We start from the raw sequence: 26,529 nt of genomic DNA, 5'->3' as shown, positions 1-26,529 counted from the left end.
AAAAAGGGAATCAAAAAAATCCGGGGATAACCAGCGATCGAAAGATTATTCTGGCTGCGCAGTGTGCTAGTGTAAACCCATTGGTTCAACTATAAAATAATGAAATGAGGATGATTATATGTCAGCAGCAAAAGAATTCTGGTTTGTGGTCGGTTCACAGCATTTGTACGGAGAAGAAGCACTGGGCGAAGTAAAAGCCAACGCACAGAAAATCACGGATGCGCTTAATGCAAGTGGCGTACTGCCGTACCCGCTCGTATTGCAGGATCTGGCGGTAAGCGCAGATAAAATCACGAGTACGATGAAGGAAGTCAACTATCGCGACGAAGTAGCAGGTGTGATTACGTGGATGCATACGTTCTCCCCGGCGAAAATGTGGATTCGTGGTACAAAATTGCTGCAAAAACCTTTGCTTCACTTGGCAACCCAATTCAACGAAAGCATTCCGTGGGCAACCATCGATATGGACTTCATGAACTTGAACCAAGCGGCACATGGTGACCGCGAATACGGCTTCATTAATGCCCGTCTGAGAAAACAAAATAAAATCGTTGTTGGCTACTGGGAGCGCCCAGAAGTGCAACAACAGGTTGCTGACTGGATGGACGTAGCGGTAGCTTATAATGAAAGCTTTAACATCAAAGTAGCGCGCTTCGGTGATAACATGCGTAACGTGGGCGTAACCGAAGGTGATAAAGTGGAAGCACAGATCCAATTCGGATGGACCGTTGATTACTTCGGCATTGGCGACCTTGTGCAATACGTGAACGCTGTAACAGAGCAGGAAATCGATGATTTGATCGCTCAGTACGGAGACCTGTATGAATTCGATTATGGCACGAATAGCAAGGAAGCTTGGGAAGCCAGCGTACGTGTGCAAGCGAGCTATGAGATTGCAATTAAACGTTTCCTGGACGAAGGTGGATACAGTGCCTTCACTACGAACTTTGAAGATCTGCATGGCATGAAACAACTTCCGGGTCTGGCTGTACAACGCCTGATGGCTCAAGGGTACGGATTTGCCGGTGAGGGTGACTGGAAAACAGCTGCGCTGGATCGCTTGCTGAAAATCATGGCCCATAACGAGAACACAGGCTTCATGGAAGACTACACATACGAGATGGCCACTGGACAGGAAGCTATCCTGCAATCCCACATGCTTGAAGTAGACCCTACACTGGCTAGCACGAAACCAAGAATCATCGTGTCCCCACTGGGTATTGGCGATCGTGAAGATCCGGCACGTCTCGTATTCGATGGCAAAGCAGGCGAAGGTGTCGTGGTATCCATGGCAGACTTCGGTACACATTACAAACTGCTGATCAATGAAGTATCTGCATTTGAGCCAACCGTTCCAGCACCTAACCTGCCGGTAGCACGTGTTCTGTGGAGCGTGAAGCCTAACTTCCAAGATGGAGTGAAAGCATGGATCGAAAATGGTGGTGGTCACCATACGGTTGTATCCTTGAACTTGACGACAGATCAGATCGTAACGTATGCGAAGCTGGTGAATCTGGAGTACGTTATTATTAAGTAAAAGTGGATCAGCAGCTACTGCCTGAACTCAACCAATTTTTTTCTCTGTGGCCGGGGGTTAACCCTCGGCCCTTTGTTTGTTATGCTGAGAAGCATGATGTGAAGCTGAGCAAGGATTTGCTTTTTCATCGAAAAGGGGTAAGAAATGAAGGAGGAAGGACATGTATACAAAAGAAAGCTTGATGCAGCAACTAGAGCAGCTTGGTTTGGATCGCCAAGGTACGTTGCTTACGCACTCTTCCATGAAAAGTATAGGCGAGGTTGAAGGTGGAGCAGACACGGTGTTGGATGCCTTTAGCGACTATATGAGAGACGGATTGTTGGTGCTTCCCACTCATACATGGTCTACCATTAATGCAGATAACCCATTGTTCCACGTGGAAAATTCTACCTGTTGTGTCGGTATTCTTCCTGAACTTTTTCGTAAACGTCCGGGTGTAGTTCGTTCGTGGCACCCAACGCACTCGGTAGCAGCACTGGGACGGGACGCAGAGGCATTTACGAAGGACGATCATCTCTTCGATACACCATGTGCGAGAGGTTCAGCATGGGGGAAACTGCTTGATCGGAAAGCGACGATCTTGTTAGTAGGCGTTGATTTGAAGCGGAATACATTTATTCATGGGGTCGAAGAGTGGGTGGACATCCCTGGCAGAATGACGGACGAGCATGAGATGCTTTATACGGTTTTACCAGATGGAAGCCAGATTTCAGTACCGTCCCGCAGACATTGTGGATTGCCATGGTCGGAGCATTTCTGGAAAGTAGACGAGGTGCTGGTTCGCGAAGGTGCGATGCGTAAAGGAAAGCTCGGCGATGCGGTCGTAAGAGTGTGTGATGCGGCTAAGACGGCAGAGGTAATCACGGAAATGCTGAAGGATAACCCCGATCTATTCACGGACAACCTCCCTCTACATGCAGTAACCGAATGATATAAGGGCCGTCCGATAGCCGGATGGCTTAATATGAATCACATGAAAATGCCCAAATATCTCCCGAGCAGATGACCTTCCTCTCCTGTTTGTACTCTAAACCTTCAAAAGCATTCATAAATAATCAGAAATAGATCAGCATTTCGATCAGAGGTTGGTCAGACTTCCAGTGTATGGGCTACTCACCCTTAGGGTGGTGTGATAAGATATGGTTAAATTAACCAATAAGTATGGCGTAGCAGTATTGTATAGGTGTTTATTGAAGTTTTATATAAGTATCCCATAGAATTATGAGCAATCACGTTGTCATTGTAGCATCTAAGAAGGAGAAGATTCGTGAACCCATTAGTATGGTATGATCTCTTTTTATTTGTCCTATTGTTCGGTGTAGGTTTATATGTGTTTGCTACGGTTAGAATTACGAACTTACATAAGGTGTACTTTTTGTTTCACGGGTTGATGATGCTCTGGCCTTTCTGCCAATTTGCGAGTACGCTCACGGATGATTCCGGTCTGCAATTGTTCTACGTTACCTTATCTTTCGTTGCGGTCTCCTTGCTTGGAAGCGGGTGGCTTCTACTGACGATCTTTATTACCGGTTATTCAGAGCGTCTGAGTGCAAAAGGAACCTTCTTGCTATTTGTCCCTGCGGTGATCGGGGCTATAGGTGTGGTCGCAAATCCATGGAACGAATTCGTCATTCCACTGGAGGGCGGGTACATCGAGCGGGATTATGGCCTTTGGTTCTGGGTTGTGATGACTATTCTGGTGAGCTATTTCTTGACTTCTCTCGTGGTTCTATTCCGGGCGGTGTATTCTTCGCAGAAGTCTGCCATGATCAAAAAACAGGTGAGAATTACCCTGTGGGGCATCTTGGTGTTAGCTGTTTTTGCAACGATTGATGCGATTCTGAATGTCGTTCTAGCCCGCTGGTTGCCGATCATTCCTGGCATGACTTCGCTGGGGATCTTTCTGTCGGACCTCTTCTTCGTCTATGTGATCAAAAGATACAATGTGTTCGATCTGGTCTCCATCGCCCATGAGGACGTAATCAATACCATTCCTTATGGCATCCTGGTACTGGATGAGAATGAAGTCATTGTTGAAGCGAACAAAGCCTCACGATCCTTTATGGATCTGCATGTGGGGGATTCTTTTGATATGGAAGCCTTTCTGGAGTCTGTTCATGTTGTGGGTAGCTGTCGGGAGTTCGCCAATCATTATAAGAAAAAAGAAAATACCCTCTCTCACATTGAAGTGATCGTGGAGCGAGACAACAATATCCGGCACTATATCCTGCAATCGTCTCCGATTGTGGATTCGGCTCTTGTGCCGATCGGTCATATTCTCACGTTCCAGGATGTCTCGCAGGAGCGTTTCTACGTGAAAGAGATGAATCGCCAGAACGTAACACTCCAGGAGCGAAACCAGGCGCTAGACTTGATACGTCAGGAGTTATCCGAGGCCAATCGCAAACTTGAGGAACTCGCCCTGACGGACAGTTTAACCAACTGTTACAACCGTCGTTATCTGACCCAACATCTGAATCACGAGGTCATTACCAATATTCAATACAAAACACCATTTTCACTCCTGCTGCTCGATATCGACTACTTCAAAGCCATCAATGACCGCTACGGACATGTCATCGGGGATGAAGTGCTCGTTCGCACGACGGAGGCCGTCAAACAATCGATTCGCAGTACCGATATACTGACGCGTTATGGCGGGGAGGAGTTCATGATCTACCTTCCCCACACGGAGCATAATTTGGCGAACCAGATCGCGGAACGCGTGAGAACAGCTGTGGAGTCCAACCACATCATGGTGGATCACGAGATTATGCAAGTGTCCATTACGATAAGTATTGGGATTCTTTCCTTTGAGGACTTTGAAGTTGTGCATGTACCGGACAACCCGGAGGGGTATTTGACGCATCTATTCGCTGCGGTGGATAAGGCGTTGTATCAGGCGAAGCAGAATGGGCGGAACAGAGTGGAGTTTGCGGAGTTTGAGCGGGGAGTTGTTTGAGAAGAGAAATAAGAGAAGAGTGGGGACGCAATCCACTCTTTTTTGGTATTAAAGAATGATGTTGGTACAGATATATTAATCGGAAATTTTATGTGATTTTTCGATAGCATTTAAAACTTCTTTGCTAATTTTGGTCAATGATACGATTGTATCTGTACTTTTGCCACTTATTAGAGTTATATGTTCATCCAAGGCTCTTTTGTTCTCAGAGTCTTCTTTAAATTTAAAGATTTCTTCAGCATTGACCTGCAATCCATTCATTATTTTTTCCAAAGTCTCCAATGAAATATTTCGATCTCCACGTTCAACCCCACCAATATAGCTATAATGAAGACCTGCTGCTTCCGCCAGTTGTTCCTGAGTCCAGCCTTTTGCCTTCCTTAACTCACGTATTCGATTTCCTACGTCCTCTGGTAAACTCATTTGATCACCTCCACTTAAGGTTAGAAGAGGTTATAGAATCCTTACAGACTAATATGTGCAAATTGTTTTGTTGAATAAAAGTACTTATAAGTACAATTTATATTGATCTTCTTTTGATTTATCTATACAATTATAAGAAAATGGATAATTAAGGAGGATCTCCTTTTGCGAAAATCTATCCTGAAATCACTCAAACCGGACATCATTGTTGAAATGTTGGACATGGCTGTGGCTTTTGAAAATTGGAACAAGGTGATGGAGAGGGCGGACATGTTATATCAATGTGTGCAGTCTTTCCATGAAGAGCGGCAGGAGTTTCAGTCAAAGGGAGTGCCTGCACCACATATACACATCGAGCGTCCCTTGGTTTACTATTACGGGTTCAGTCACTTAATGCGGGGTATGGCTCACCAGAAGATGGGACAGGCAGACCAGGCGCGAGCATGTATCGATCAATATGCAGAACTAGGATGGATGGAGGTTCTAGATGAGGTAGGTATGAAGGTGGTGCAGGAGTTCAGACATAAGGCACAGGTGAATCGGTATGCTCTTGAGATTGAAGCCGGGCAGGTGCAATTGCTGGAGGAGTTTGTGGACTTTTTGCTTGAGCATCCTAAGGAATGGTTGGTGGGTCTGAAAGTGATTACGGAAGCAGCAGTGCGGCATAGGTGGCAGATTGATCGAGTTATACATTTGTTTGAGGATCAGATGCTGGGCGATGGCACAAAAATGAATTCTTCAAACAACGATGATATGTACCATTACTGTTATCAGCGGGCTTTGTATGAACGGTGGATGGGAAGACCGCAGGAGGCCGTGGAATTCATTTTGCAGGTGATTCGGTTAGCGGATAAGCTTGGGTTGGATCGGTATTTTATAAGGTGCATAGCATTGTTGGAGTCATTACGGGGAGAGGCGACGGCGGAGCAGCTTGGGCGGTATCGGGCATTTATGAAAGGGATAGGACAGGAGCGTATCTAAGTTGGGTAAAATAGACAAACACTCTGAGCGTTGAAAAGACTGCCTACGATTTAATTGATCATACGCAGTTTATATTTTACCTGAGTCACAGTCGTATACTTAGTCACGGTCAGGAAAGATCGGCTTTTTATTTACTAAATTAAACCAATCTTCAATATGATCACTTAAAGATGGAATGTCGTTGATCCCTTTTTCACATATTTCGTTATACTTATCGCCTAAAATTCCTTTCAGATTATAATTTTTCTTATATTCGTCCGTTAATCTTGCCTGATATACTTCATATGGTTCCAAGCTGTAATTATGGTTGCGAGTCTCACGACCAAGATACAACTTCCATTGTAACTCGCCCTGGAAAGCATCTATACATGTAGCTAATTCGTTGTACATCTTCCCTGGATTGAAAAATCTGAAATAAAATCCGGGCGTGTGATGATAAAGATCCTCTCTTGCAAACATATTATATCTGACCCATTCGTAGGTACGAAGCTTAGATAATGTATAGCCTATGAAGTGCGGCAGTCCCAGAATTTTATTCGCAATATTTGTACATGACTCTAAACTCTCAGTGAATATATCGCTCCCAAATTTCTCACTGAACATCGTGTATATTTCTTTAGCTAAGTTATGTTTGTCCAAGCTGGCGGTGCGAATATATTCTTCAATTTGTGTTACCTCTTCCTCATATTCATCCTCAGGAGCGTAGGGGAATAGATTAATGGGGTCCCAATCGTTTATTATTTTTTTAACTAACATATGTAACACCTCTTTTAAAGTTCTTTATTGATCCTTCGGGTCTGGTCGTCACATAAACATCTTCCCATATCAGAAGCTTGATGAGAGCATCCTTTGAAGAATTCTAGTATAGACTCCATCCTTACTGGATGAAGTCAGATTGTTTAATTAAATTGTTGGATAAATGCTGTAAAGTCTGTGGCGGCCAGATGACCACCCAAGGTGTTGTAAGAATATATCGTTTCAATATAGATAATATTAGGCTGAGAATTGTGGCTGTAATTAAAACAAAACAGGTTACCCTCTACATCTATAGCAAAAGGAAAATGATTAGGAGGAAGGTTGTTCTTTTGCTCATTATATAGATCCAATATATCAAGCTCATCAAATGCGATGAAGGTTAAGAAGGAAGAAAACATCACTTTTTTTCCACTAATGTTCAACGTCCGTTGGGCAGGTTCTGCACCGTGATATTTTTCTATGAAATGAATGTACTCAGAGGGAAATTGTATACCCCAAGTCTTTTCCACTGTCTTTACGGTATGAATATCAACAGGAGGATACTCCGTGCTCCATGCATTATTATTATCGACCATTTGATCTACTCCCTAGAGATAATCATTTTGGCTACTTCGTTTTTTGATCCACTAATTTCAAGGAATATAGTAATTACGGTCCTCTTAGTATGAGTCATTCATCTTCGGGGAAAATCGGCATTTTATTCTCTAAATTAAACCAATCCTCTATATGATCGTTCAAGGCCTGTATATCCTCAATACCTAACTCACAAATTTCATTATATCTTTCTTCCAAAATCTGATTCTTCTAATTGTTCAACAGATAGTTGTATTTTTCCGTTATTTTGTTCTTGTATCGCTTTTAGATAACTATCGTATCTTTGTCATCGTCTCAATCCTCAGTTCTTGATCTGTACTATATTTTAATCCATGTTAGATGCTGTTTGTGAGGACCTATAGTTCTATTTGCTTGTACCCATTCTCCTGAAAATCTCAAACGGAGGTGTATTGTTTGTGCCTAATTCCGTATAGTACACATATATATAATTATTATTTTAATAGGTCAGGGTGTTCAATTATGTTCACTATTTCATTTAAAGCAATTGATAACTTTGATGAAATTAAACAAATGTCTGCAAAGCGGTTTGATCTAACGAAACAAGATATCGAGGGAAGTATTGAATTGGATTTTAACGGAAGTAAGTACGGTATGTTCTTTGACGATTGTCCATTTGGTAATGAAAGACTTATTAGATGGTTTGTGGACTTACTGACTATAGTCCAGAAGATTAGAATACATCAATATGTTGCTTATCGAATTCCTGATAGCGCTAATTTGTGGCTTGAGTTTATACAGCAGGGAGTGGAACTACAAGTTAGTTTAGTAGAAGGTATTGATCGGGAAGTTATTCTGGACTTATTTATTACTGAACCAAATGAGGAATTTAGATACTCAAATTGGAATGGTGTTAATGTAAGTTCGGCATCCTTTACAGAAGAAATTATGAAAAATGCACATCAGTTTCTAGATTTTGTTACTGAATTGAATCCTGACATACTGCAGAGTACGAGTATTCAAATACTTCAGGAAAAGTTAAACGATGTAAAGCAATTGACTTCATAGAGAATCTACTTTAATGAAAATGTTGATTACGATGGATAATTTCATATCGAACTTTATCTTATTCTATGGCATCATAAAGTTCCGACATTCGGTCAGCTAATTCCAACTGCGGCTCTATTCGCTGATGATTCATATCGGTAGGTGTCATGTACAGCAATTCTTTTCCCTGCTCAAACATCGTGACATGGTACAAAACCCCTGTTGAATCTTCTTGATCTGGATCAAGTACGATTTCTAAATCGCTTACCTTTTCAATCCATTCCTTAATCAGCACTTGATCTGTAGTTGTTCTTTTAGTACCATCACTGCCACTCATCATTTCAATAGAATCAACCTGTGTAATATCGCCAGGATAGAAGGTCGAGGTTACTGGTGGAGGTGTGTCCGTATGAAATTTATGAAGGTGTTGTTAATATGTTCACTGTTATTTATATTGAGTGCATGTACCATTTTTAATTCAAATGATTAACGGATTCAAGGGTATGTAAAAGAGATTGATCAATCGAACAAAAGAATTCTTGTAATAAGTGATTTGGTACCAGATGATTTTCAGGAAGATACGAATAAATTAATACAATCCAACAAATATAGTGAAGCATATTGGGTTAGTGGTATAAACCTGTCTAAATTTAATGTTGGGGACGAGATAGAAATAACTTATGATACTTTAGAGACATCGTATCCCGGGATCCTCACTGCTAAGAAATATACTAAGTTAGCAAATGAGTAAAACAAGGTAACTTAAATCAATTAATATATGTAGAGTGTTGTCTATGCTGATTTAGTGCAACACTCTTCTTTCCTTTTTCTTAGAAACCTGTATGTGGTTTAGTTCATGAAATAGTTCGCACGTCAAACTTCACTTTTGAATCATTGAGAGAAGAGGCGACAGAGGAGCAAATTGGACGGTATCGGGTGATGTTGGAGGAGATGAAGTAGGGGGGGCTTACTGGAACTGGTAGAATATGCCTTGAAGTGGGTATATGCATATAGGACCATAGCACCGATGAGGAGCACAGCTTATGTTTTTACCATGGTAAAAACAGGATGTTAGCTGGATAGTTTACATATTACACTTCTGCTAACATAGGATAATCCTATTTCAAATGAGCGGAGAAACGTATGAGTACAATTAAAGTTACCCCTGAACAACTACATCACGTATCGAATCAGGTGGATCAAGCAAGACAACAGTTGGAGAGTATACGAAGTGATCTGACGAGACAGATCATGTTTGTTCAGATGATGTGGATGGGCGCAACGCAGGAGCGATTTTACTATGAGTTCGAGCAGTCACGACCTATACTGGATAAAGCGCTGGAGAGTATGGTGAATACATCCAAGGAATTGAAGGATATCGCCACGCGTTTCCAAGATGCAGATGCTCAGAAGGTAAGTCTGGGTGGTGCGTTTGGAGCAGTCGGTGTCGCAGCTATGATGACCAAGTCAACAGGTGATTCAGGTTCGGGTGACAAGGGCTATCGGATGGCGCAAATCAATATGTTTGGTAAATTGGTATGGATGCCTGTCAACGAGAATGGTGTTGCGGATCAGGCTGCTCTTCAGGCGTATCAGAGAGATCAGGGAAATCTGGACTTTAATCGCATGCAAGCTGTGAACGTTGAACCGCCTGGGGAAGATATTTTTGCGTTACAGATCAAGGCATTTGAGATGGGCATTCATCCTACGACAGGAGAGCCTGTATCCGATAAGTATGCTCAGATGATGGTGACCTCTCTGAAGTTTAGTCAGATATTCATGGCGATTCAGATGGTTCGCGGGAGTATGCCGGGTGGTAAGGGGCCTTATCGATTGCCTGCTTCTAATCCAGCCGTGGCGAAGATTAAGCAGCATATTGAGGCTGCAAGTACAGGTGGTAAGAGCCCGGGAAATATAGTATCATCACAAAAAATCAATAATAGGTTTCCTGATGATGCTCAAGCTGGGAAAGAGTTCACCTTTAGTATAGAGAGCGGAAGACTGAAAGATGTAAATGGACTTAATGAGATGGATTTTGTTGTAGACATGAAAAACAAACTTCATATAGGAAGAGGTCATTCTTTTCTAGCAAATGGTGAGTCTGTTCAAGCAGCAGGGAAGCTAAAGATAAATGCGGATGGACAAGTTAGAAGAATCACTAACTTATCTGGACATTACACTCCCTCAGTTGAACAAACAAGGGCATTTCCACAAATTCTGGAACAGGCTGGGGTAAGAACCAAAAATGCATGGTTAGAAATATTCTCTATAGATACAACTCCTTCAGGATATGTTAATACCAATGAACTTGTTAAAGTCTCAAGTACGAAAATTTCAGGGAAGTAGGAATGACTTTGGAACAAATAAAACAGATGAATAAAGAAATATTCAAAGAAAATTTATTAAAGACAATTCAAGAAATCTCAAATGAAATTGGGTTAACATCTAATGAATATAGATTCATTATCGAGCCTGTGAGGGAAAAGGATAAGCCATTGAATAGTGCAGATGATATGATGCGATTGAATATTTTGAGTGAGGATAATATAGGAGGAAAGCAGTTACCGTTAATCAATACGGTGAATGTTCTTTGCGGTTTAGAGCCAATGGTGCCTATATGGATTAATGTAATCTTTATAGGTTTAGATGAAACAACAGCGATCTTTAAATTACAGTGTAGTTTAAGGTTTAGAAAGCCTACTTTGCTGAGAAATGTTGAAACAGGACATGCCCCCTTTAAAGCGATTATTGAAAGAACAGATTAAAGATAATGACCTTTATAGTCAACTAGCCCACATAGATACAGATGAGGGGTTGTGAAGAGATTATGTATGAATATCATGGCTGGGCAACCATTAGAGAGTGTGCGTCGTTTGAAGAAGATGAGTATCAATATGGTTTAGTTATTCAACATCTGCGAGAATATGTAAAAGTGCTAAATTGGCCTACAGGTGTTTTGGACGTGAGAGCAGTTAATGGTGACTTTCAACTATGGATAGCGGGCCTAGATAATCACAAACCTGTATCAAAGTATGATCCCGCCGAAGTGTTGAAAAAGGTAGGTGAAATAGCTCCGGGTTCCTACGGAATTCTTTATGTAAGAGATAGTGATGATACGGAATCCTTCAATCAGTTTAAGGTCTACACTTTAATCCGAGGTAAAGTAATGGAGAATAATGATCCGTTTCTCTCCCCATTCATACCTACACTAGAGGATGAAGAGCTATGAAACAAGAGTTAGATCTTAAATTTGAGCTTCACAAAAAGTGGTTAGAGACTAATGGTCAAGAAGGTGAGAAGCTACGATTACAGGAAGTTGATTTTCAACATTATGAGTTAACTGGTGTGTGTTTGGCACAATCGTATATGACTAGCTGTAATTTTGATAATCTTAGCCTGAACAACATGGATTTCCATGCCTCAGTTTTAAGTTCGTCAACTTATAACGACGCAGAATTAGTGAATTGTGATTTTTATAAGTCGGACCTATCTTATACTGAATTTTCTAATGCAACTTTGAATGGTTTAAGATTTGCTAGAGGTGATTTTTGGGAGGCTGATTTTAAAAGGGCTACGATTATAGATTGTAATTTTTCGGCAAGTAGCTTCTCTCTAACTGACTCTAGTAACGCTTCATTAATAAATATAGATATAAGAGAATCGAGGTTTGAAGGAGTTTCATTCTATGGAGCAACTTTGAAAAATATGAAAGGAATAACCGAAGCGAATTTCCATAGCATTAATGTCGGCACTCCTGACAACCCAACAGTCCTTCTAGGTCAAGATGCAGCAAAATGGTTAGAAGCTACCGTGGAAGAATAAATTTTAAATTATATCTTAAAGACAAGTGCTGAATTGAATTTAAATTAACGGAGTAGGCATGTTGATAAAATATATGGACCTAGATTCTTTTAAGGAATACTTACTAAAAACTGTAGATGAATTATCCACCTATCATAACGAAGTACTGGGTGAAACCAGTAAATTCATAATTACTACGATTGAGGAGCGGGGTAAATCTTTAAATTCTACAGACGAATATCTTTACCGGGGAATGTTAAATTCGAATAATTTAGATGGACGCGAGTTCGATATTGATTCTGTTATAAAGATGTTGGGTTGTAGAGTACCCTTGTGCCCCCTTTGGATAAAAGTTTTGCTTAAAGAAGTCAGGGCTGAAGCACCTGTAATTGAACTACAGACGAGTCTAAGATTTCGTAAACCAAGTTTGTTACAAAACCAAGAAACGGGGCATCCTCCGTTCATAGCAGTTCTACAGTCTTTAAACTAATAAAGAAGAGAATAACGAATGTTTATGAATACCTGAATCTTAATAGATCGGACTATTTTTGGGTGTCTGATTACGATTGGGCTGAATCTTCTAAATGGAGGTCACTATAAATGATCGAAGAGTCTAGAGAAGTAATACGAAAAAGAGCGGCTCTTCATATGAACGATCCAGTAATCGAGCAATACAGAGATGAACTAATTAATATACTAAGTCAAAATGAAGATGAGACGATTCAATTCCTCAAGAACTGTAGTAAGGACGAACTTATTTGGGTTAGTGAGGTGTTTGAAGAAATAGCTTATAATCTCCAAAGTACAGAATATATCAACACCCTCAAGGAATGTGATAAAAAATATCCTGAATTAAAATTAACGAATATTATCAAGACGGCCATTTCTTACATGGATTAATCTTACCGGTATACAGAAAGTAGGATCAAACTGGGAGATGACTAAGATAGAGGTTAATGTTTAATATGTACAAACAATTAGATAATCTTTTATCAGCTGTGACGACAGTTGATTCCTGGTATGATGACGGTTGTATTATAGCAGCAGAATCATTGGAGGAATTCGGACAAAGTGATTGGGATAATTAACCATTGAGGTGTTAAATAAGCCACTGTACTGGAAGAAAAAGCTGGCTTACTGTCTAGATAGTACACAGCACACACAAGAATTTGAAATCCTGCTTTCTCTACTTTCTGATGAAGACAGCGAGTTATTCGAAATATGTATAGATACATTAAGAAGTTACACATCTACTGAACATAAGCAACGAATTATAAATCATCCTATAATATTAGATCGTGTGCATAATGCAATTTCAGGAGCAGGAACTGCTAGCCGAAAAATATTAGAGGAATTTCTTAAGGGGTTAAAATAGGTGAAATGAGTATAATAAGCGAGTGCCTAAGTTCATTAGAGCGAGGGTGATGCTCTTTATGAGCGTTGGAGAGTTGAGCTATGATAGAAGATAAAGTTAATGACTTTTATTATGTTGGTTACGAGGGGCAACCGGAAATATTAATTGTATTTGAAAACTCTGCGGAGAAAAATATCCTAAAGATGTGGAATGGATATTTTGAGACATTATTGGATCTTATGTGCCAGTATGAGTCTACTGACAATGGTATTCTACAAGAATACTATGCCCATGAAGGTTGGTATGAGGGAAGTCCATGGGAAATACAGGACCTTGATTTAGCTATTCATTTATTTAAGTTCTTCAATGTGAGTAAAGTAACTGATGAGCAAATAGAGAATGTTAAGAACGTTGTTCCTACTCTCCCAGAAGTAGCACATCAGATATCAACATTTTTAGAATTAGCCAAAACGAACGGTTGCATCGTGTATATTGAATACGTCTGATTGAGATTAAGGAACATAATTTCAAACGATAACGCAGTTGCTAGGGCTGCGTTATTTAGTCGTTACCTTTGAAGTAACTCTAAATAGGTTTAATAGTCAATCAAGAGGAGAGCAACGCATGGGGCAGCTACTGACCAAAGCTATTGAACGATTATCGTCTATTTCATTTGAGGATACAGAAGATAGCTCACTAGAATCTTCTTCTCATGTTTTGATTAAAGAATATCTTAGACGCGTTAATCAATTATTAAACGAGATGGATGCTTCAATAGATCAATATCCCCTACTTAGTTTTGCTAAAATTCATGGAAAAGCTATAGATGAAAAGGTATATCGAGCTTGTTCAAAACTCGACACGCTAGGAAAACCTTATGTGAAGGTAATTTGCTACGGTTATTTAGAAGTTTCCGAATTAGCAGATCAAGGAGTGGATGAAGCCATTCAATACATCGACCTCTACGAACCGATGATAAAACTCTTTGAACGAGGTGAGAGTTTTACCATAAGACAAGGTGAAATGGTTGTAGGTGGTTCAGCTTATCCTCTTAAGTATTGGAGACATTTAAATATTTCAGTACAAGATATTAGCAACATTGAATAGGATCATGTAGATCAAACTTGGGGGGATAGTAATGTCCGTAGGTCTATACAGATATAACGGGGATATAGAAGATCGGAATTGTGAACTTACACTCAGTGAGAATATTGCTACTCAGGAATTTTACGATGAGTACTGGGAGGCAGCAATACATGAATTAGGAATAGCCCTGATTCGGGATGGATCTAAAATATATTTTCACCAATTAGAAGCTGCTGTAGTTGAGTTAAAACGATTAAGTGAGTGGACAAAGGAACATTTAAACGGGAGTGAGTTAGATTATATGACGGGTAGGATTGAAAATTTACAAGATATTTTACCTAGCGCATTTATTAGTGAAAGTACAATTCTGTATATATTCTGAGGTTGGTAGCTTTATATGGGAAGTTATTAGAATTGAATAGTTGACTCTAGAGGAGGAGGTATTAATGAATCAATTATGTAGAGGTATAGAAAGAATAAATAGCATCAATTGGGGTACTTCCGGTAGAACAGATGAGCCCTCAAACATGGCATTATTACAGGAGTATATTAGAAGAGCAGCAATATTGACCACTACATACCGTTTGAAAACATCGTATCCTTTCTTCAACGCTTCTCGTGCGTTTGGATATGACGTTGATCTGGATATAACTGAAAAATGTCCTCAATTAAAGGGACTAAAAAATAATTTCCTAAAAGGAACGTGTGAAGCATATTTGGAATGGTTGTTATTATTTGATTCCGGAAATGAAATTGCGTCGGAGTTTCATGATTTGTATGAACCTTTGATTCTTTTAATCGAAAGAGGAGGAACCATTAGAAGACAGCATGGTGAGATTATTACAGGTGGCTATGCTTTTCCTCTAGCGCATGCCGAATACATGTCTAAGCAGGCACCAATTGATATAAGTGATGAGGGACTACTGGGCGCACCAGTGATTTCTTAAATCAGTCGTATGGTTCTATCTCAAGCATTTTAAAAGTTAGAGGAGTGAGAGCATGGATTTTGATATCGTAGAGATAAAGGACTACTATGAATCGGAAATAATTAATTATGACTACACTATACTAAAGATTGGGGCATAAGTGAAGAGAATGCTCATTTTTTAATCGACATAGGAGTTCCAGAACAATATGATGATTTTTCCTTTTATGAATCTGAAGCTTTCCAAGTAAAAGTTATTGAGGGAGAGGAATATATTCAGATTGGTCACTTTGCAAGTTATGGTATATGCGAGACTCGTATGGTCTCTATCTAAAACAAGGGAGCGATATGTTTTTCACAACATCATCATTGGATAAGTCCAACATATATATGCTCAATAAGAATTTGGGAACCTTCTTTTTGTTTCATCTAATTAGAAGTGAACTGGCAACTAAAATGAGACTGGAAGGTACATATACCTCAGATGAGTATGCTAGAGCACTTCGTGGTTATTTTGAGAAGATTGATCCGATAGCAATGAAGAATGTCGAAGGTTACTGGTCACATTTGCTAGAAGACGACGATACAGGGTTGTAACTCTTCGAGTAATCTTGCATGGTTCTACATGTAAACAATCCAGGATCGTAAAGGAAATGCCCACTAATAAAGCCCTCATATGTAACAAAAAACATGAAGAATCCGCTCTCATCCGAGAGTCGGATTCTTTCTCGTTCTAACACCAATATAACTCTTGTCAAAACGTAATCATTACGATATGATAATACTCATTGTTTAGATCATAATGATTACGATTAAGAGAGAGGGGCATTACCTTGAATAAAAAGACGCCACTGCTAGCGCTGGTCTCCTTGGCCTTAAGCGCTGGACTGTTGAGCGCCTGCGGATCATCTGAGTCCAGTCCCGCTGCGCAACCATCCACCGATAATAAAAATGTTCACTTCCTATATAACTTCTCCACCAGTTCGCTAGATCCACATGTGGATTCTAGCTATGTGCCGCTGCGCGCGGGCATTACGGAAACGCTGGTTCGTCTCGATGAAGAGAATCTAACGGTTGCTCCATGGCTCGCCGAGAGCTGGGAGAGCGAAGACGGTCAGCATTGGACGATCGACCTGCGAGATGATGTGACCTTCCAGAATGGCAAACCAATGACGGGCGAATCCGTTAAGGCATCCCTTGAGCGGGCACTGGAAGAGAATGTAGCCATCCAGAACGCGCTGAAGATCGATACGATTGAAGCCGAGGGTGATAAGCTGGAGATTACCACAACTCAGCCGTTCCCGGAGTTCGCTTCAGAGCTGGTGAATCCGAACACGGCGATTATCGACGTGAGTGAGCCGGACGTTGTGAACAAGCCCATTGGTACGGGCCCGTTCAAACTAACTTCTTTTACACCAGGCAGCAAGCTGGATCTGGATCGTTATGATGAATATTGGGACGGAGCATCTCCACTGGATTCCATCACGTTTTCATTCAATGAAGATGCCAATGCCCGCACGCTAGCGCTCAAATCTGGACAGGTTGATATCGTATACCGTCCAGAGGTCGAGAGCCTCGAATCGCTCAAAGCGATGGACGGCATGACGGTTGAGTCCACGTCTACGTTCCGCGTGCATCAGCTAACGATGAACATGCAGCGGGAGAGTATGAAGGACCTCAATGTTCGTCGAGCGTTGGACGCGCTGATTGACCGTCAGGGCATCGTGGACACGATCCTGCTCGGCTACGGCGAAGCGGCCATCGGACCATTCCTGCCATCGCTGCCGTTCGCGCCAACTTATGCAGAGACTGCTAAGCAATCCGGGCCTGAAGCCGCAGTGAACTATCTTAAGGAAGCTGGATACGAGCTGCAAAATGGCGTGATGACGAAAGATGGCAAGCCGCTGCAACTGACGCTGCTTACCTATTCGGCTCGTGCCGATCTGCCATTGATTGCTCAAGTGTTCCAATCTGATGCGAAGAAGATCGGTATCGACGTGCAGATTCGCCAGATTGACACGCCAGAAGATTATATGGCATCTAACCGTGACTGGGATATTGCGACCTACAGTAATTTGACAGCTCCTCGTGGGGATGCTGGATATTATCTGAATGCGACGTACCATCCGAAAGGTGCTCTTAACTTCAGTGGATCGGAAGATCCAGAACTGACCAAGATCATCGACGAACTGAATCTCACAGTTGCACCGGAAAAGCGCGCAGAGCTTGCTGAGAAGGCAGCCAACTACGTGCATGACAACGTGCTGAATTCATTCGTGCTGCATCCTGGTACGATCGTTGCCTATAACGGTAAGAAGATTAAGAACTGGGTTACCACCCGCAGTGAATATTACATGATTACCAATAAGCTGGATGTGATGTAATGTTTCGCATTTTGCTTCGGAAGTCCCTTGAGGTATTTATCTTTCTGTTGTTCATTATGTTTGTAAGTTTCCTGTTCATTCGTCTGGCTCCCGGTGATCCGGTACTGACGATCCTGAACGTAGACGAACTTTCCGTTAGTCAGGAGCAGGTCGAAGCTGTACGCGAGGAGATGGGTTTCAATGATTCGCTTCCTGTCCAGTTCGGCAACTGGTTGCTCGATTTCGTTCGACTCGACTTCGGTGTATCGTATTCGACAGGCCAGCCCGTTATGCAGACCTTGATGCGTGCGCTGCCAGCTACGGCTGAGCTGACGATAGGCGCACTGCTGGTCATGCTCGTCATAGCGATCCCGCTCGGCTCGCTGTCAGCGCTCCATCGTGGCAGTTGGATTGACCGGGGCAGCCGAATGCTCTCCATTGTGGGTGCGGCGGTGCCGAGCTTCTGGCTGGGTCTAATCCTGATCGACATGTTCGGCGTACGCTTCGGCAATCTGCCGACGATGGGCCGGGATGGATTCACATCGCTTATTCTGCCATCTCTGACGCTGGGACTTGCCATCTCCAGCGTCTATGTGCGTCTTTTGCGTTCCAGCCTGCTAGATTCATTAAGTCAGGAGTTCGTTCGATCCGCCCGGGCAAGAGGGTTATCTGAAGGCCGGATTTTCATGCTCCACGCGTTTCGGCACAGTCTGCCGCCTGTCATTACGGTATTCGGCGTCAGCCTCGGCAGCCTGATTGGCGGAGTCGTCGTGATTGAAGTGTTGTTCGCCTATCCGGGCATCGGCAAGCTCGTCGTGGACGCGATCCGCCAGCGTGATTATCCACTGATCCAGGGTTACATCCTGATCATGGCGATCGTGGTATTCCTGGTGAATACGGCGGTTGATCTATCTTATCGTTATTTGAATCCTGAAATGAAACTCAAGGAAAAGGAGGCCCACCGATGAAAACCATGCCCCTGCCTATTTCAAAGACAAAATCTAAAAAACATAGCTGGCAGGCGATCGTTGGTTTGCTATTTGCACTTCTAGTCATCGCGGCCTCCGTATATGCCTTTTTCGTTCTAAAACATGATCATACCTTAACCGATCTGCGCGGACGATTGCAGGGCGCAAGTGCTCTCCATCCGTTCGGCACCGATCATCTGGGCCGCGATGTACTGACACGTCTGCTGCTGGGTGGCGGCCAAACACTGGGTTATAGCCTGCTGGCACTCGGTGCTGCATTGCTGATTGGCATTCCGTTTGGCTTGATTGCGGGTTACAAACGTGGCTGGGTCGATAAGCTGTTCATGCGCATCGCTGATGCTTTTCTCGCTTTCCCTGATACCATCGTGGCGATTGTGCTCAGTGGCCTGCTTGGCGCGGGAATCGGTAATTTGGTATTAGCGATCGTAATCGTAAAGTGGGTCAGCTACGCCCGTCTCGTTCGGAGTACAGTTTTATCGGAGTCACAAAAGGATTACATTCGCATCGCCCGGACCAACGGACTATCGGACGGTCGTATCATGAGAAAGCATCTGCTTCCACATATCGCAGGCCATGTGCTCGTACTGGCCAGTCTCGATCTGGGCAAAATCATCCTGCTCATCTCTTCGTTGTCCTACATTGGCCTTGGCGCACAGCCGCCAACACCTGAATGGGGTGCGATGCTGAACGACTCACGGCCTTACTTCCAGTCTCGGCCAGAGCTGATGATCTATCCGGGCCTTGCCATTGTCTCGGTAGTCCTGCTTGCCAACATGCTGGGTGACTATCTGCGAGACCGGTTTGACGTGAAGAAGGAGGTGCAGCCATGATTCTCTCCATTGAGGAACTGAGCATCTCCAGTCGAGATCGCACTATTGTAGATCAAGTCTCTCTGGCTGTTCGCGAAGGTGAGTTCATGGCACTCGTTGGACAGAGCGGTAGCGGCAAAAGCTTGCTCTCGCAAGCGATTGGTCGTCTGCTGCCGCCCAACCTGCATGCGTCGGGGCGAGTCATGTTCGAAGGTAGCAACCTGCTCGAACGGAAGCCGAAGGATATGCGCGCCCTGCGAGGAAGCCGCATCTCATATATTTTTCAAGACTATCAGGGAGCGTTTACGCCATTTCGTAGCATTGGCGGACACTTTGATGAATACCAGAAGGTACATGGAGAAAAGTCTTCTGCTATCCGCAAGAAACGAGCGGAGGAAGCGCTGGAATCGGTTGGCCTTAGCGCTGAATTGCTGCGTCGCTATCCGTTCCAGTTGAGCGGTGGACAGCTTCAGCGGGCTTCAATTGCCACGTCACTGATGTTGTCTCCACGTCTGCTGATTGCTGACGAAGCAACAACGGCACTGGACAGTGTGTCCGGGCATCGCGTGTTGGAGCTGCTGGCACGCAAACAAGCGGAGACGGGCTGTGCCATTCTGTTTATCACACATGATTGGCGCCATGTACGTCGCTATGCCAACCGTTTGGCTGTGATGAAGGAAGGGCAGATCGTCGAATCTGGGGGGAAGCATCGCATTCTTGACCATCCCCAGCATGAATATACGCGCCAGCTGATTGATGCGGCTCCCGTTCTGAGTCGTTCGCTGAAGTCGGGATTGAAGGAGGCGGGAACGGAATGAAGATGAACGAAAATGAAAAACGCCGTGGACTCGTGCAGTCTGAAGAATCCGGTGTGCGAAGCCATGATTTTGCTAGAGACTTAAACCATACAGACACAGACAGTACAGTCATAGATATTACAGATACAGATCATGCAGACACAGATGCTGATATAAATACCACGGGTACAGGCAACGTTTCATCACCCAGCATCCCTGGCAATCCTGTGCTTCACGTGGAACATCTCAGCCGAACGTATTCAGGTGCAGACCGACCGGCTGTGAATGATATTTCCTTCACTCTGAACCATGGCGAATGCCTTGGCCTTGTTGGGGAGAGCGGCTGTGGCAAGAGTACACTCGCACGCTGTCTGTTGAGGATCGAAGATGCAGATGCAGGCTCGATGATTACACTGGGTGGACAGGATATTGCGCGGCTGAGCGGCCGACGGTTGCGGCCACATCGCCGGAAGATTCAGATTGTTTTCCAGAATCCAATGGCAGCACTAAACCCGAAGCTAAAGATTGCTGATTCGCTGATTGATCCGTACGAACAACTTGGACGGAACGCGGAGCTGTCCCACTTTACCTACACATCGAAGGAGGCATACGTCCAAAAGCTGCTTGAAGCGGTCGAGCTTCCTAGCGATTTGGCTGGACGATACCCCCATGAGCTAAGTGGTGGACAGCGTCAGCGCGTGACGATTGCACGTGCTATTGGCATTGAACCGGACGTTGTCGTTCTGGATGAACCGACAGCCAGCCTGGACGTGATCTCGCAAGGTGCAGTTCTGCAATTGCTTACGGATCTCCGCACATCGCTTGGTCTTTCATACGTGTTTATCTCGCATGATCTGGCTGCTGTACATCGCATGAGCCAGCGTATCATTGTTATGCGGGAAGGTCAGATCGTTGACCGCTTCGGTGCAGAAGCGTTGTTCGCTGAAGAACGCCATCCGTATACGAAAGAGTTAATTTCGATCTTCTGAGTACTCCCGGAGACGCCGGGGGTGGTAATCGTTAATTTATATATGAAGCCGCCTTACGAAGAGATTCGAGAGCGGCTTTTAGTGCATTCATTTGATCACCCAAAGTCCCCCTAAAACCGGGTTCCTTTCTTTGTTTTGAACAAATATATCTTTCAGGCCTATAACCGGGCTAACGTTCCGATGTAAACTAGCGTATACTGATGGAATAGCAAATATCTTGAAATTGCATATTTAAATTGCTCTATATTATTGATACACTAGATCAAGGTTATAATCATTCAGAGAAGGTGCGATCCCGTTCAAGAATGGGCTTGCTGCAAATGCCAAATCGATAACGCTTACATCCTTTTGGCAAATATAGGATATAAGGACGGTAGACATGAGCCAGGGACAAACGAGTACAGATGTTATCTTGATTGGTGCCGGAATTATGAGTGCAACTTTGGGAACTTTGCTAAAAGAATTGGCACCAGACTGGAATATTAAGGTTTTCGAAAAGCTAGCCACTGCAGGAGAGGAAAGCTCCAACGAATGGAATAATGCCGGAACCGGGCATGCTGCATTGTGCGAACTTAACTATACCGTTGAACGACCAGACGGAACCGTAGATATTAGCAAAGCGATTAAAGTGAATGAACAATTTCAGATCTCAAAGCAATTTTGGTCCTATCTCGTCAATAGCCGTCTGATTCGTAATCCACGGGACTTCATTATGCCGATTCCTCATTTGAGTTATGTACATGGAGAGAGCAATGTCCAGTTTTTGAAAAGACGGTATGACTCCTTGTCGAATCACCCGTTGTTCGCAGGCATGGAATTCTCGGATGACAAGAAAGAGCTGGCGAAATGGATGCCGCTGATGATGAAAGATCGTACCAGTAATGAACCTGTTGCAGCGACCAAAATTGACTCCGGTACGGACGTTAACTTTGGTGCTTTAACGCGTATGCTGATCAAACATTTGAAGGAACAACACGTGGGCATCCACTACCAACATAGCGTGAAGAATATGAAACGCACCAGCGATGGACAATGGGAATTATCCGTGAAAAACCTAAAGAGCGGTGCAGTCGAACGCCATAAGGCGAAATTTGTCTTTATCGGCGCGGGCGGTGGGAGTCTGCATTTGCTCCAGAAGACGGGCATTCCGGAAGGTAAACATATCGGTGGATTCCCGGTCAGTGGGATCTTTATGGTGTGCAAAAATCAAAAAGTCGTGGAACAGCATCACGCCAAAGTATATGGCAAGGCTTCGGTAGGCGCTCCGCCGATGTCGGTTCCGCATCTGGATACTCGATTTATCGACAATAAGAAGTCGCTGTTATTTGGGCCGTTTGCCGGGTTCTCGCCGAAGTTCCTGAAGACGGGTTCCAATGCTGACTTAATCACGTCGGTTAAGATGCATAATCTGCTTACGATGCTCGCAGCAGGTGTCAAAGAAATCTCTTTGACCAAATATCTGATCCAGCAACTGATGTTATCCAAAGAACAACGTATGGCTGAATTGCGTGACTTTGTTCCGGGTGCGAAGAGCGAGGATTGGGATATGGTTCTGGCGGGGCAGCGTGTGCAGGTGATCAAGGATACCGTCCAGGGCGGAAAGGGTACGCTCCAATTTGGTACGGAAGTGGTCACGTCTGCAGATGGAACGATTGCGGCTCTGCTAGGTGCATCACCGGGTGCATCCACCGCGGTTCAGGTCATGCTTGAGATTCTTCAGCGTTGCTTCCCGCAGCATATGGAGGCATGGGAGCCAAAGATTAAGGAAATGATTCCTTCCTACGGTATCTCACTTGTGGAGAACTTGGATCTTCTCAAAGAGGTTCATTCTTCAACAGCCAAGGCGTTGGGGTTATCGGATGAAAAACATGTCATGCACGTATAACCGTTAGCTTATCGTGTTAGGTCATAATGAAGTCATAGAAAAGAGAGCTAAGCCGGGATGAAACCCGTGCCTAGCTCTCTTTTGGTTTATTTGGTATGTCAGAACCTGAACCTGAACCTGAACCTGAACCTGAACTTGAGCTTGGAATTGAACTTGAACATGTCCGCTATCATCGCGTTCCCCGTAGACCTTTTACACAAAGCATACGGATACCGATCGTACAGCATGCGGCTGTAGAGTCATAGAAAGATCGTATCGCTTAGACTCCTGTGTTGCGGTCCAAAGGGATGACAAAGGAAACTTTCGTACCTTGGCCCGGCGAGCTAACGATGCTTAAGCCCTGTCCGTACATCTGGGTCAACCGGCGATGTGTATTGGTTAATCCAATGCCTCCGGTTCCGCCGGGACCTTTCTTGGGCCAAGCCAGGGCCCGCTCGATCTGCTCGGGCTGCATCCCCACACCATCATCCTCGATTTCAATCAAGGTGGACGCTGCTTGGTTGATGATTCGGATATGCACGGTTCCACCCTCCACTTTGCTGAGAATACCATGTCGAACAGCATTCTCAATGAGCGGTTGAATGGTGAGTGGCGGCAGGGACAGATCAAGATCCTCTGGAATATCCCAGATAACATTTAGCCGGTCCATGAAACGTTCTTTCTCAATGTAGAGATAGGCGCGGGAAAGATCCAACTCATGAGTGACCTCTACCATTTTCTCCGAATTGACGAAATGAAAGCTGGTCTGAAGATACTCGATAAAAGCGTCACCCAGCTTCTGCATTCGCTCCGTGTCCATCTCACTAAGAACCATGATTGAATTGAGCGTATTAAAAAGGAAGTGTGGCTGAATCTGTGCTTGTAAGTAAGCAGCTTCCATGCGCAGTCGCTCATCAATGGATTGTTTCAGTACGATCAGAGACCCGATGCGATGCCTTAATTCAACGGCATCCACGGGCTTGGTGACATAGTCCGTAGCACCGGCCATGAATCCGGCGTATACATCCGCTGGTTCGTTACGGGCCGTCAGTAACAGGATGGGAAGCTCCGATACCGAATAACGCTTGCGTACGTTCTCGGTCAATTCATAACCGGACATATGGGGCATCATGACATCCGCAATCAGTAAATCCCAAGGCTCCTTATCCAGCAACTCTAGTGCTTCAAGTGCGGAAGCTGCTGGTTGAATGTGGTATGGTTCATTCGCAAGCATGGAGACTAGTACTCGCAGGTTTACAGGATCATCATCGACGGCAAGAATTCTTGCGGCAGTCTTATCTTGAGAGATGGTCTGCTGCTGCGGCTCTGCAATCGCAATTTCATCGAAGCTGTGAGCGTCCCATTGCTGCTCAGTCTGGTCCGATAGCGATGCGGTACCTTCCCGTGGAAGCGAGATCTGGAAGGTTGATCCTTGTCCAGGTACAGATTGCACGGTGAGCTGACCGCCATGGAGCTCGGTGAGCTGCCTGCTGATATTAAGACCGAGGCCGATTCCTCCGCTTAAACGAGCCTCTGGGGTCCCCTGTTCATACGCCTCGAATATTCGCTGTTGTATCTCCTCACTTATACCAACACCTGTATCTGAGACTTGAATTACAATGCTTTCTCCATTTTCCCGGACAGATACGGTAATCGTACCCTCATCGGTAAATTTCAGTGCATTATGCAACAGGTTGTAGAGCACCTGAACGAGTCTTCTCTCATCGGCTTGAATTAAAGGCAGTGATTCAGGAATATCTACCTTCATGTGGACAGGCCTTCCCTCTGCCATGAATCGGAACATACCGATCACGCCTGGAATGACAGATGCAAGAGATAAAGGTTTCTTCTGAAGCGTAATGCGTTTTTCCTTCAAACGAATGACATCCAGGAGGTCATCAACGAGTTGAGACATGCGACGACCGATGGTAACTAACAGTTTCATGTCTTCTGCCTGCTGCCCACCTGATTTACGCCGTTCACGGACTGCAATACTCTCAGCAATGTTGATGATGCCATGCAGCGGTGTACGCAGCTCATGAGCCGTATTCACAAGAAATTGATCCTTCTGCCGATCCTCCTCTTTGAGCTGTTCGTACAACTGCTCAATCTCACTTGAATTGCGGAAGTATTTCCTGAACCAATAGGCGGAGAAGCCGAATATGGCCGCGATCACATCTATCGGATAATACACGTTGGTGATCTCGCTACGCGAGTTCACAATTCCCCATAACACGCTTGATAGGCTGCTAGTTGCCGCAAAGAGCAAAAAGCTGGCGTCACTTCGTTTCTCGGCTGCCATTCGGAAGAACAGGTACACAGACCAGCCAATGGCAAACAGATAAAGGATGTCAGATAGTCCAATCTCAAGTACATGGTAGATCAGGGTCACTGGTGCGACTAGCAGAAATAAACAGTAAGCGCCAAGCACGCTGGCATAGATACGGAACAGTGTACGCCCTTGTAGATTATGGGAGAAGCTTCTAGCCATCTGTATAAGGAAGAATGCGAACAACGGATAGGACAACGCTTTGGCCTTAACGATCCAAGTGAAGTTGAGTGGCATCCAACTCAATAACAGATTGTCATGGTCGGAGGCGACCGTTAGGGCAGCTACCAATGTTAGCATTGAGAACGTCAGCAGAGCTCGTTCCTTCCGGATAAACAGAAACATGACAAAAGCATATAAACTGTGCAAAACCAGTATGGCGAACGTGATCTTTTGCAGATCGATAGACAATCCTCGTTCACTTCCAATGGCTTCTGGAGAACCAAAATAGAGAGAGCGCGTGATCCCTCCGCTATAAGGATCGTCAAAATTGGCGGTCTGCACCAAAAGATTGAGTTCGGTAGAACCGTTAAGCACATAGGAAGTCGTAAATGCAGTCCTTTCTGGTCGATAGGCTTCGGCATGAGTGGCAGGTTGGCCGAATTCGGCCACAATGGTCCCGTTCATCTCGATGATCGATGATGTCTGGATTTTCTGAGCCCAGAGAGCGATTTCCTTCACAGATGGATCTAAAAGTATGCGAAGATGATACGTTCCATATCCGAATGACGATGAGGATTGTGGTAATGCATTCCGCCAGTCACCGGGAACTTGAATCCGTGTGGATGGGTTTTCTGCTATTTTCGCGTCACGATTAGAGATTAACGCCTGGGGGTAAAATTCCCATTCTCCATCCAGGGATATGGGTGAAGCGTTGGCGAGGTCCCAGCCTCGGAGGTCCAACACGCCTTTAACGGGTTCAGGATGTGCGGGTATAGTGAAAGACACGGACCATATCCAGCGAA

Annotated in this window: 27 protein-coding genes; 21 read left to right on the top strand and 6 right to left on the bottom strand. The window is 44.0% G+C overall.

The window, feature by feature from the left end; all coding sequences use genetic code 11:
* Positions 1-118: 118 nt before the first annotated feature.
* The 3 genes from araA (at position 119) to MHB43_RS32025 (ending at position 4,499) form a co-directional block, all read left to right on the top strand.
* Complete coding sequence (araA, locus tag MHB43_RS32035) at positions 119-1,537, top strand: L-arabinose isomerase (protein ID WP_133386379.1); 1,419 nt, start codon at positions 119-121, stop codon at positions 1,535-1,537.
* 160 nt (positions 1,538-1,697) lie between these two features.
* The gene (locus tag MHB43_RS32030) at positions 1,698-2,468 is read left to right on the top strand and encodes an AAC(3) family N-acetyltransferase (RefSeq protein ID WP_339180789.1); all 771 of its coding nucleotides are present in this window, start codon (positions 1,698-1,700) and stop codon (positions 2,466-2,468) included.
* Positions 2,469-2,804: 336 nt separating this feature from the next.
* Positions 2,805-4,499 (top strand): diguanylate cyclase, encoded by a 1,695-nt coding sequence (locus MHB43_RS32025; protein WP_339180786.1) that lies wholly within the window; start codon positions 2,805-2,807, stop codon positions 4,497-4,499.
* A gap of 75 nt (positions 4,500-4,574) precedes the next feature.
* On the opposite strand, the gene MHB43_RS32020 is transcribed toward MHB43_RS32025, so the two are convergent.
* Positions 4,575-4,922 carry a helix-turn-helix transcriptional regulator gene (locus tag MHB43_RS32020; protein ID WP_339180784.1) on the bottom strand — a complete coding sequence of 116 codons (348 nt, stop codon included), beginning with the start codon at positions 4,920-4,922 and terminating at the stop codon, positions 4,575-4,577.
* A gap of 165 nt (positions 4,923-5,087) precedes the next feature.
* On the opposite strand from MHB43_RS32020, the gene MHB43_RS32015 reads away from it, so the two are divergent.
* Entirely contained in the window at positions 5,088-5,903 is an 816-nt protein-coding gene (locus tag MHB43_RS32015) for an LLM class flavin-dependent oxidoreductase (protein ID WP_339180781.1), read from the top strand.
* Positions 5,904-6,002: 99 nt separating this feature from the next.
* On the opposite strand, the gene MHB43_RS32010 is transcribed toward MHB43_RS32015, so the two are convergent.
* The 3 genes from MHB43_RS32010 to MHB43_RS32000 form a co-directional block, all read right to left on the bottom strand.
* Positions 6,003-6,659, bottom strand: a complete 657-nt coding sequence (locus MHB43_RS32010; protein WP_282319805.1) for a DUF1871 family protein — start codon at positions 6,657-6,659, stop codon at positions 6,003-6,005.
* Positions 6,660-6,802: 143 nt separating this feature from the next.
* The gene (locus tag MHB43_RS32005; RefSeq protein WP_339180778.1) at positions 6,803-7,234 is read right to left on the bottom strand and encodes an SMI1/KNR4 family protein; all 432 of its coding nucleotides are present in this window, start codon (positions 7,232-7,234) and stop codon (positions 6,803-6,805) included.
* A 94-nt stretch (positions 7,235-7,328) separates the two neighbouring features.
* Positions 7,329-7,451 carry a hypothetical protein gene (locus MHB43_RS32000; RefSeq protein WP_339180775.1) on the bottom strand — a complete coding sequence of 41 codons (123 nt, stop codon included), beginning with the start codon at positions 7,449-7,451 and terminating at the stop codon, positions 7,329-7,331.
* A 282-nt stretch (positions 7,452-7,733) separates the two neighbouring features.
* On the opposite strand from MHB43_RS32000, the gene MHB43_RS31995 reads away from it, so the two are divergent.
* The gene (locus MHB43_RS31995; RefSeq protein WP_339180774.1) at positions 7,734-8,279 is read left to right on the top strand and encodes a hypothetical protein; all 546 of its coding nucleotides are present in this window, start codon (positions 7,734-7,736) and stop codon (positions 8,277-8,279) included.
* 58 nt (positions 8,280-8,337) lie between these two features.
* Here the strand turns inward: MHB43_RS31995 and MHB43_RS31990 are convergent, their stop codons facing one another.
* Positions 8,338-8,598: a hypothetical protein gene (locus MHB43_RS31990; RefSeq protein WP_339180772.1), complete on the bottom strand. Its 261-nt coding sequence runs from the start codon at positions 8,596-8,598 to the stop codon at positions 8,338-8,340.
* Between the two features lie 153 nt (positions 8,599-8,751).
* Here MHB43_RS31990 and MHB43_RS31985 point away from each other — a divergent pair, with 153 nt between their 5' ends.
* From MHB43_RS31985 to MHB43_RS31910, 16 genes are all read left to right on the top strand, one after another.
* Positions 8,752-9,009 carry a DUF3221 domain-containing protein gene (locus tag MHB43_RS31985; protein WP_405132490.1) on the top strand — a complete coding sequence of 86 codons (258 nt, stop codon included), beginning with the start codon at positions 8,752-8,754 and terminating at the stop codon, positions 9,007-9,009.
* Between the two features lie 392 nt (positions 9,010-9,401).
* The gene (locus MHB43_RS31980; protein WP_339180770.1) at positions 9,402-10,604 is read left to right on the top strand and encodes a WXG100 family type VII secretion target; all 1,203 of its coding nucleotides are present in this window, start codon (positions 9,402-9,404) and stop codon (positions 10,602-10,604) included.
* A 2-nt stretch (positions 10,605-10,606) separates the two neighbouring features.
* Complete coding sequence (locus tag MHB43_RS31975) at positions 10,607-11,023, top strand: hypothetical protein (RefSeq protein ID WP_339180768.1); 417 nt, start codon at positions 10,607-10,609, stop codon at positions 11,021-11,023.
* Between the two features lie 62 nt (positions 11,024-11,085).
* Complete coding sequence (locus tag MHB43_RS31970; protein ID WP_339180767.1) at positions 11,086-11,487, top strand: Imm7 family immunity protein; 402 nt, start codon at positions 11,086-11,088, stop codon at positions 11,485-11,487.
* On the top strand, positions 11,484-12,080 hold the full coding sequence (locus MHB43_RS31965) for a pentapeptide repeat-containing protein (RefSeq protein ID WP_339180764.1): 597 nt from the start codon (positions 11,484-11,486) through the stop codon (positions 12,078-12,080). The genes MHB43_RS31970 and MHB43_RS31965 overlap by 4 nt, the downstream gene beginning before the upstream one ends.
* A gap of 579 nt (positions 12,081-12,659) precedes the next feature.
* On the top strand, positions 12,660-12,959 hold the full coding sequence (locus MHB43_RS31960) for a hypothetical protein (protein WP_282319815.1): 300 nt from the start codon (positions 12,660-12,662) through the stop codon (positions 12,957-12,959).
* A 555-nt stretch (positions 12,960-13,514) separates the two neighbouring features.
* A complete protein-coding gene (locus MHB43_RS31955) occupies positions 13,515-13,919 on the top strand; it encodes a hypothetical protein (protein ID WP_405131064.1) in 405 nt (134 codons plus the stop codon).
* 118 nt (positions 13,920-14,037) lie between these two features.
* On the top strand, positions 14,038-14,520 hold the full coding sequence (locus MHB43_RS31950) for a hypothetical protein (protein ID WP_339180756.1): 483 nt from the start codon (positions 14,038-14,040) through the stop codon (positions 14,518-14,520).
* A 31-nt stretch (positions 14,521-14,551) separates the two neighbouring features.
* Positions 14,552-14,881, top strand: a complete 330-nt coding sequence (locus tag MHB43_RS31945; protein ID WP_339180754.1) for a hypothetical protein — start codon at positions 14,552-14,554, stop codon at positions 14,879-14,881.
* Positions 14,882-14,945: 64 nt separating this feature from the next.
* A complete protein-coding gene (locus MHB43_RS31940) occupies positions 14,946-15,446 on the top strand; it encodes a hypothetical protein (RefSeq protein WP_339180752.1) in 501 nt (166 codons plus the stop codon).
* A gap of 811 nt (positions 15,447-16,257) precedes the next feature.
* Positions 16,258-17,808, top strand: coding sequence for a nickel ABC transporter substrate-binding protein (gene nikA / locus MHB43_RS31935; protein ID WP_339180747.1), 1,551 nt, complete (start codon positions 16,258-16,260; stop codon positions 17,806-17,808).
* Positions 17,808-18,755 carry a nickel ABC transporter permease gene (gene nikB / locus MHB43_RS31930; protein ID WP_339180743.1) on the top strand — a complete coding sequence of 316 codons (948 nt, stop codon included), beginning with the start codon at positions 17,808-17,810 and terminating at the stop codon, positions 18,753-18,755. The genes nikA and nikB overlap by 1 nt, the downstream gene beginning before the upstream one ends.
* The gene (gene nikC / locus MHB43_RS31925) at positions 18,752-19,606 is read left to right on the top strand and encodes a nickel transporter permease (RefSeq protein ID WP_339180740.1); all 855 of its coding nucleotides are present in this window, start codon (positions 18,752-18,754) and stop codon (positions 19,604-19,606) included. Before nikB ends, nikC begins: the two co-directional genes overlap by 4 nt.
* The gene (locus MHB43_RS31920) at positions 19,603-20,403 is read left to right on the top strand and encodes an ABC transporter ATP-binding protein (RefSeq protein ID WP_339180737.1); all 801 of its coding nucleotides are present in this window, start codon (positions 19,603-19,605) and stop codon (positions 20,401-20,403) included. The genes nikC and MHB43_RS31920 overlap by 4 nt, the downstream gene beginning before the upstream one ends.
* Positions 20,400-21,371, top strand: coding sequence for a dipeptide/oligopeptide/nickel ABC transporter ATP-binding protein (locus MHB43_RS31915; RefSeq protein WP_339180734.1), 972 nt, complete (start codon positions 20,400-20,402; stop codon positions 21,369-21,371). The genes MHB43_RS31920 and MHB43_RS31915 overlap by 4 nt, the downstream gene beginning before the upstream one ends.
* A gap of 379 nt (positions 21,372-21,750) precedes the next feature.
* Positions 21,751-23,256, top strand: coding sequence for a malate:quinone oxidoreductase (locus tag MHB43_RS31910; protein WP_036611787.1), 1,506 nt, complete (start codon positions 21,751-21,753; stop codon positions 23,254-23,256).
* Positions 23,257-23,515: 259 nt separating this feature from the next.
* Here MHB43_RS31910 and MHB43_RS31905 read toward each other — a convergent pair whose 3' ends face one another.
* On the bottom strand, positions 23,516-26,512 hold the full coding sequence (locus MHB43_RS31905) for an ATP-binding protein (protein ID WP_405131063.1): 2,997 nt from the start codon (positions 26,510-26,512) through the stop codon (positions 23,516-23,518).
* Positions 26,513-26,529 lie beyond the last annotated feature (17 nt).

Origin of the sequence: Paenibacillus sp. FSL H8-0317 (genome assembly GCF_045040685.1) — a bacterium.
GTDB lineage: Bacteria > Bacillota > Bacilli > Paenibacillales > Paenibacillaceae > Paenibacillus.
Note: the sequence above shows the minus strand (reverse complement) of the source record. Positions and strands in the feature narration are given on the sequence as shown.

What these genes read in the sequence shown, in the direction of transcription:
- MHB43_RS32005 (WP_339180778.1), bottom strand. Translation starts at nt 7,234, where the DNA reads ATGGTCGATAATAATAATGCATGGAGCACGGAGTATCCTCCTGTTGAT.
- MHB43_RS32010 (WP_282319805.1), bottom strand. Translation starts at nt 6,659, where the DNA reads ATGTTAGTTAAAAAAATAATAAACGATTGGGACCCCATTAATCTATTC.
- MHB43_RS31995 (WP_339180774.1), top strand. Translation starts at nt 7,734, where the DNA reads ATGTTCACTATTTCATTTAAAGCAATTGATAACTTTGATGAAATTAAA.
- MHB43_RS32030 (WP_339180789.1), top strand. Translation starts at nt 1,698, where the DNA reads ATGTATACAAAAGAAAGCTTGATGCAGCAACTAGAGCAGCTTGGTTTG.
- MHB43_RS31910 (WP_036611787.1), top strand. Translation starts at nt 21,751, where the DNA reads ATGAGCCAGGGACAAACGAGTACAGATGTTATCTTGATTGGTGCCGGA.
- MHB43_RS31965 (WP_339180764.1), top strand. Translation starts at nt 11,484, where the DNA reads ATGAAACAAGAGTTAGATCTTAAATTTGAGCTTCACAAAAAGTGGTTA.
- MHB43_RS31915 (WP_339180734.1), top strand. Translation starts at nt 20,400, where the DNA reads ATGAAGATGAACGAAAATGAAAAACGCCGTGGACTCGTGCAGTCTGAA.
- MHB43_RS31980 (WP_339180770.1), top strand. Translation starts at nt 9,402, where the DNA reads ATGAGTACAATTAAAGTTACCCCTGAACAACTACATCACGTATCGAAT.
- MHB43_RS31920 (WP_339180737.1), top strand. Translation starts at nt 19,603, where the DNA reads ATGATTCTCTCCATTGAGGAACTGAGCATCTCCAGTCGAGATCGCACT.
- araA (WP_133386379.1), top strand. Translation starts at nt 119, where the DNA reads ATGTCAGCAGCAAAAGAATTCTGGTTTGTGGTCGGTTCACAGCATTTG.
- MHB43_RS31970 (WP_339180767.1), top strand. Translation starts at nt 11,086, where the DNA reads ATGTATGAATATCATGGCTGGGCAACCATTAGAGAGTGTGCGTCGTTT.
- MHB43_RS31955 (WP_405131064.1), top strand. Translation starts at nt 13,515, where the DNA reads ATGATAGAAGATAAAGTTAATGACTTTTATTATGTTGGTTACGAGGGG.
- MHB43_RS31960 (WP_282319815.1), top strand. Translation starts at nt 12,660, where the DNA reads ATGATCGAAGAGTCTAGAGAAGTAATACGAAAAAGAGCGGCTCTTCAT.
- nikC (WP_339180740.1), top strand. Translation starts at nt 18,752, where the DNA reads ATGAAAACCATGCCCCTGCCTATTTCAAAGACAAAATCTAAAAAACAT.
- MHB43_RS31975 (WP_339180768.1), top strand. Translation starts at nt 10,607, where the DNA reads ATGACTTTGGAACAAATAAAACAGATGAATAAAGAAATATTCAAAGAA.
- MHB43_RS31940 (WP_339180752.1), top strand. Translation starts at nt 14,946, where the DNA reads ATGAATCAATTATGTAGAGGTATAGAAAGAATAAATAGCATCAATTGG.
- MHB43_RS32020 (WP_339180784.1), bottom strand. Translation starts at nt 4,922, where the DNA reads ATGAGTTTACCAGAGGACGTAGGAAATCGAATACGTGAGTTAAGGAAG.
- MHB43_RS31990 (WP_339180772.1), bottom strand. Translation starts at nt 8,598, where the DNA reads ATGATGAGTGGCAGTGATGGTACTAAAAGAACAACTACAGATCAAGTG.
- nikB (WP_339180743.1), top strand. Translation starts at nt 17,808, where the DNA reads ATGTTTCGCATTTTGCTTCGGAAGTCCCTTGAGGTATTTATCTTTCTG.
- MHB43_RS31945 (WP_339180754.1), top strand. Translation starts at nt 14,552, where the DNA reads ATGTCCGTAGGTCTATACAGATATAACGGGGATATAGAAGATCGGAAT.
- MHB43_RS31950 (WP_339180756.1), top strand. Translation starts at nt 14,038, where the DNA reads ATGGGGCAGCTACTGACCAAAGCTATTGAACGATTATCGTCTATTTCA.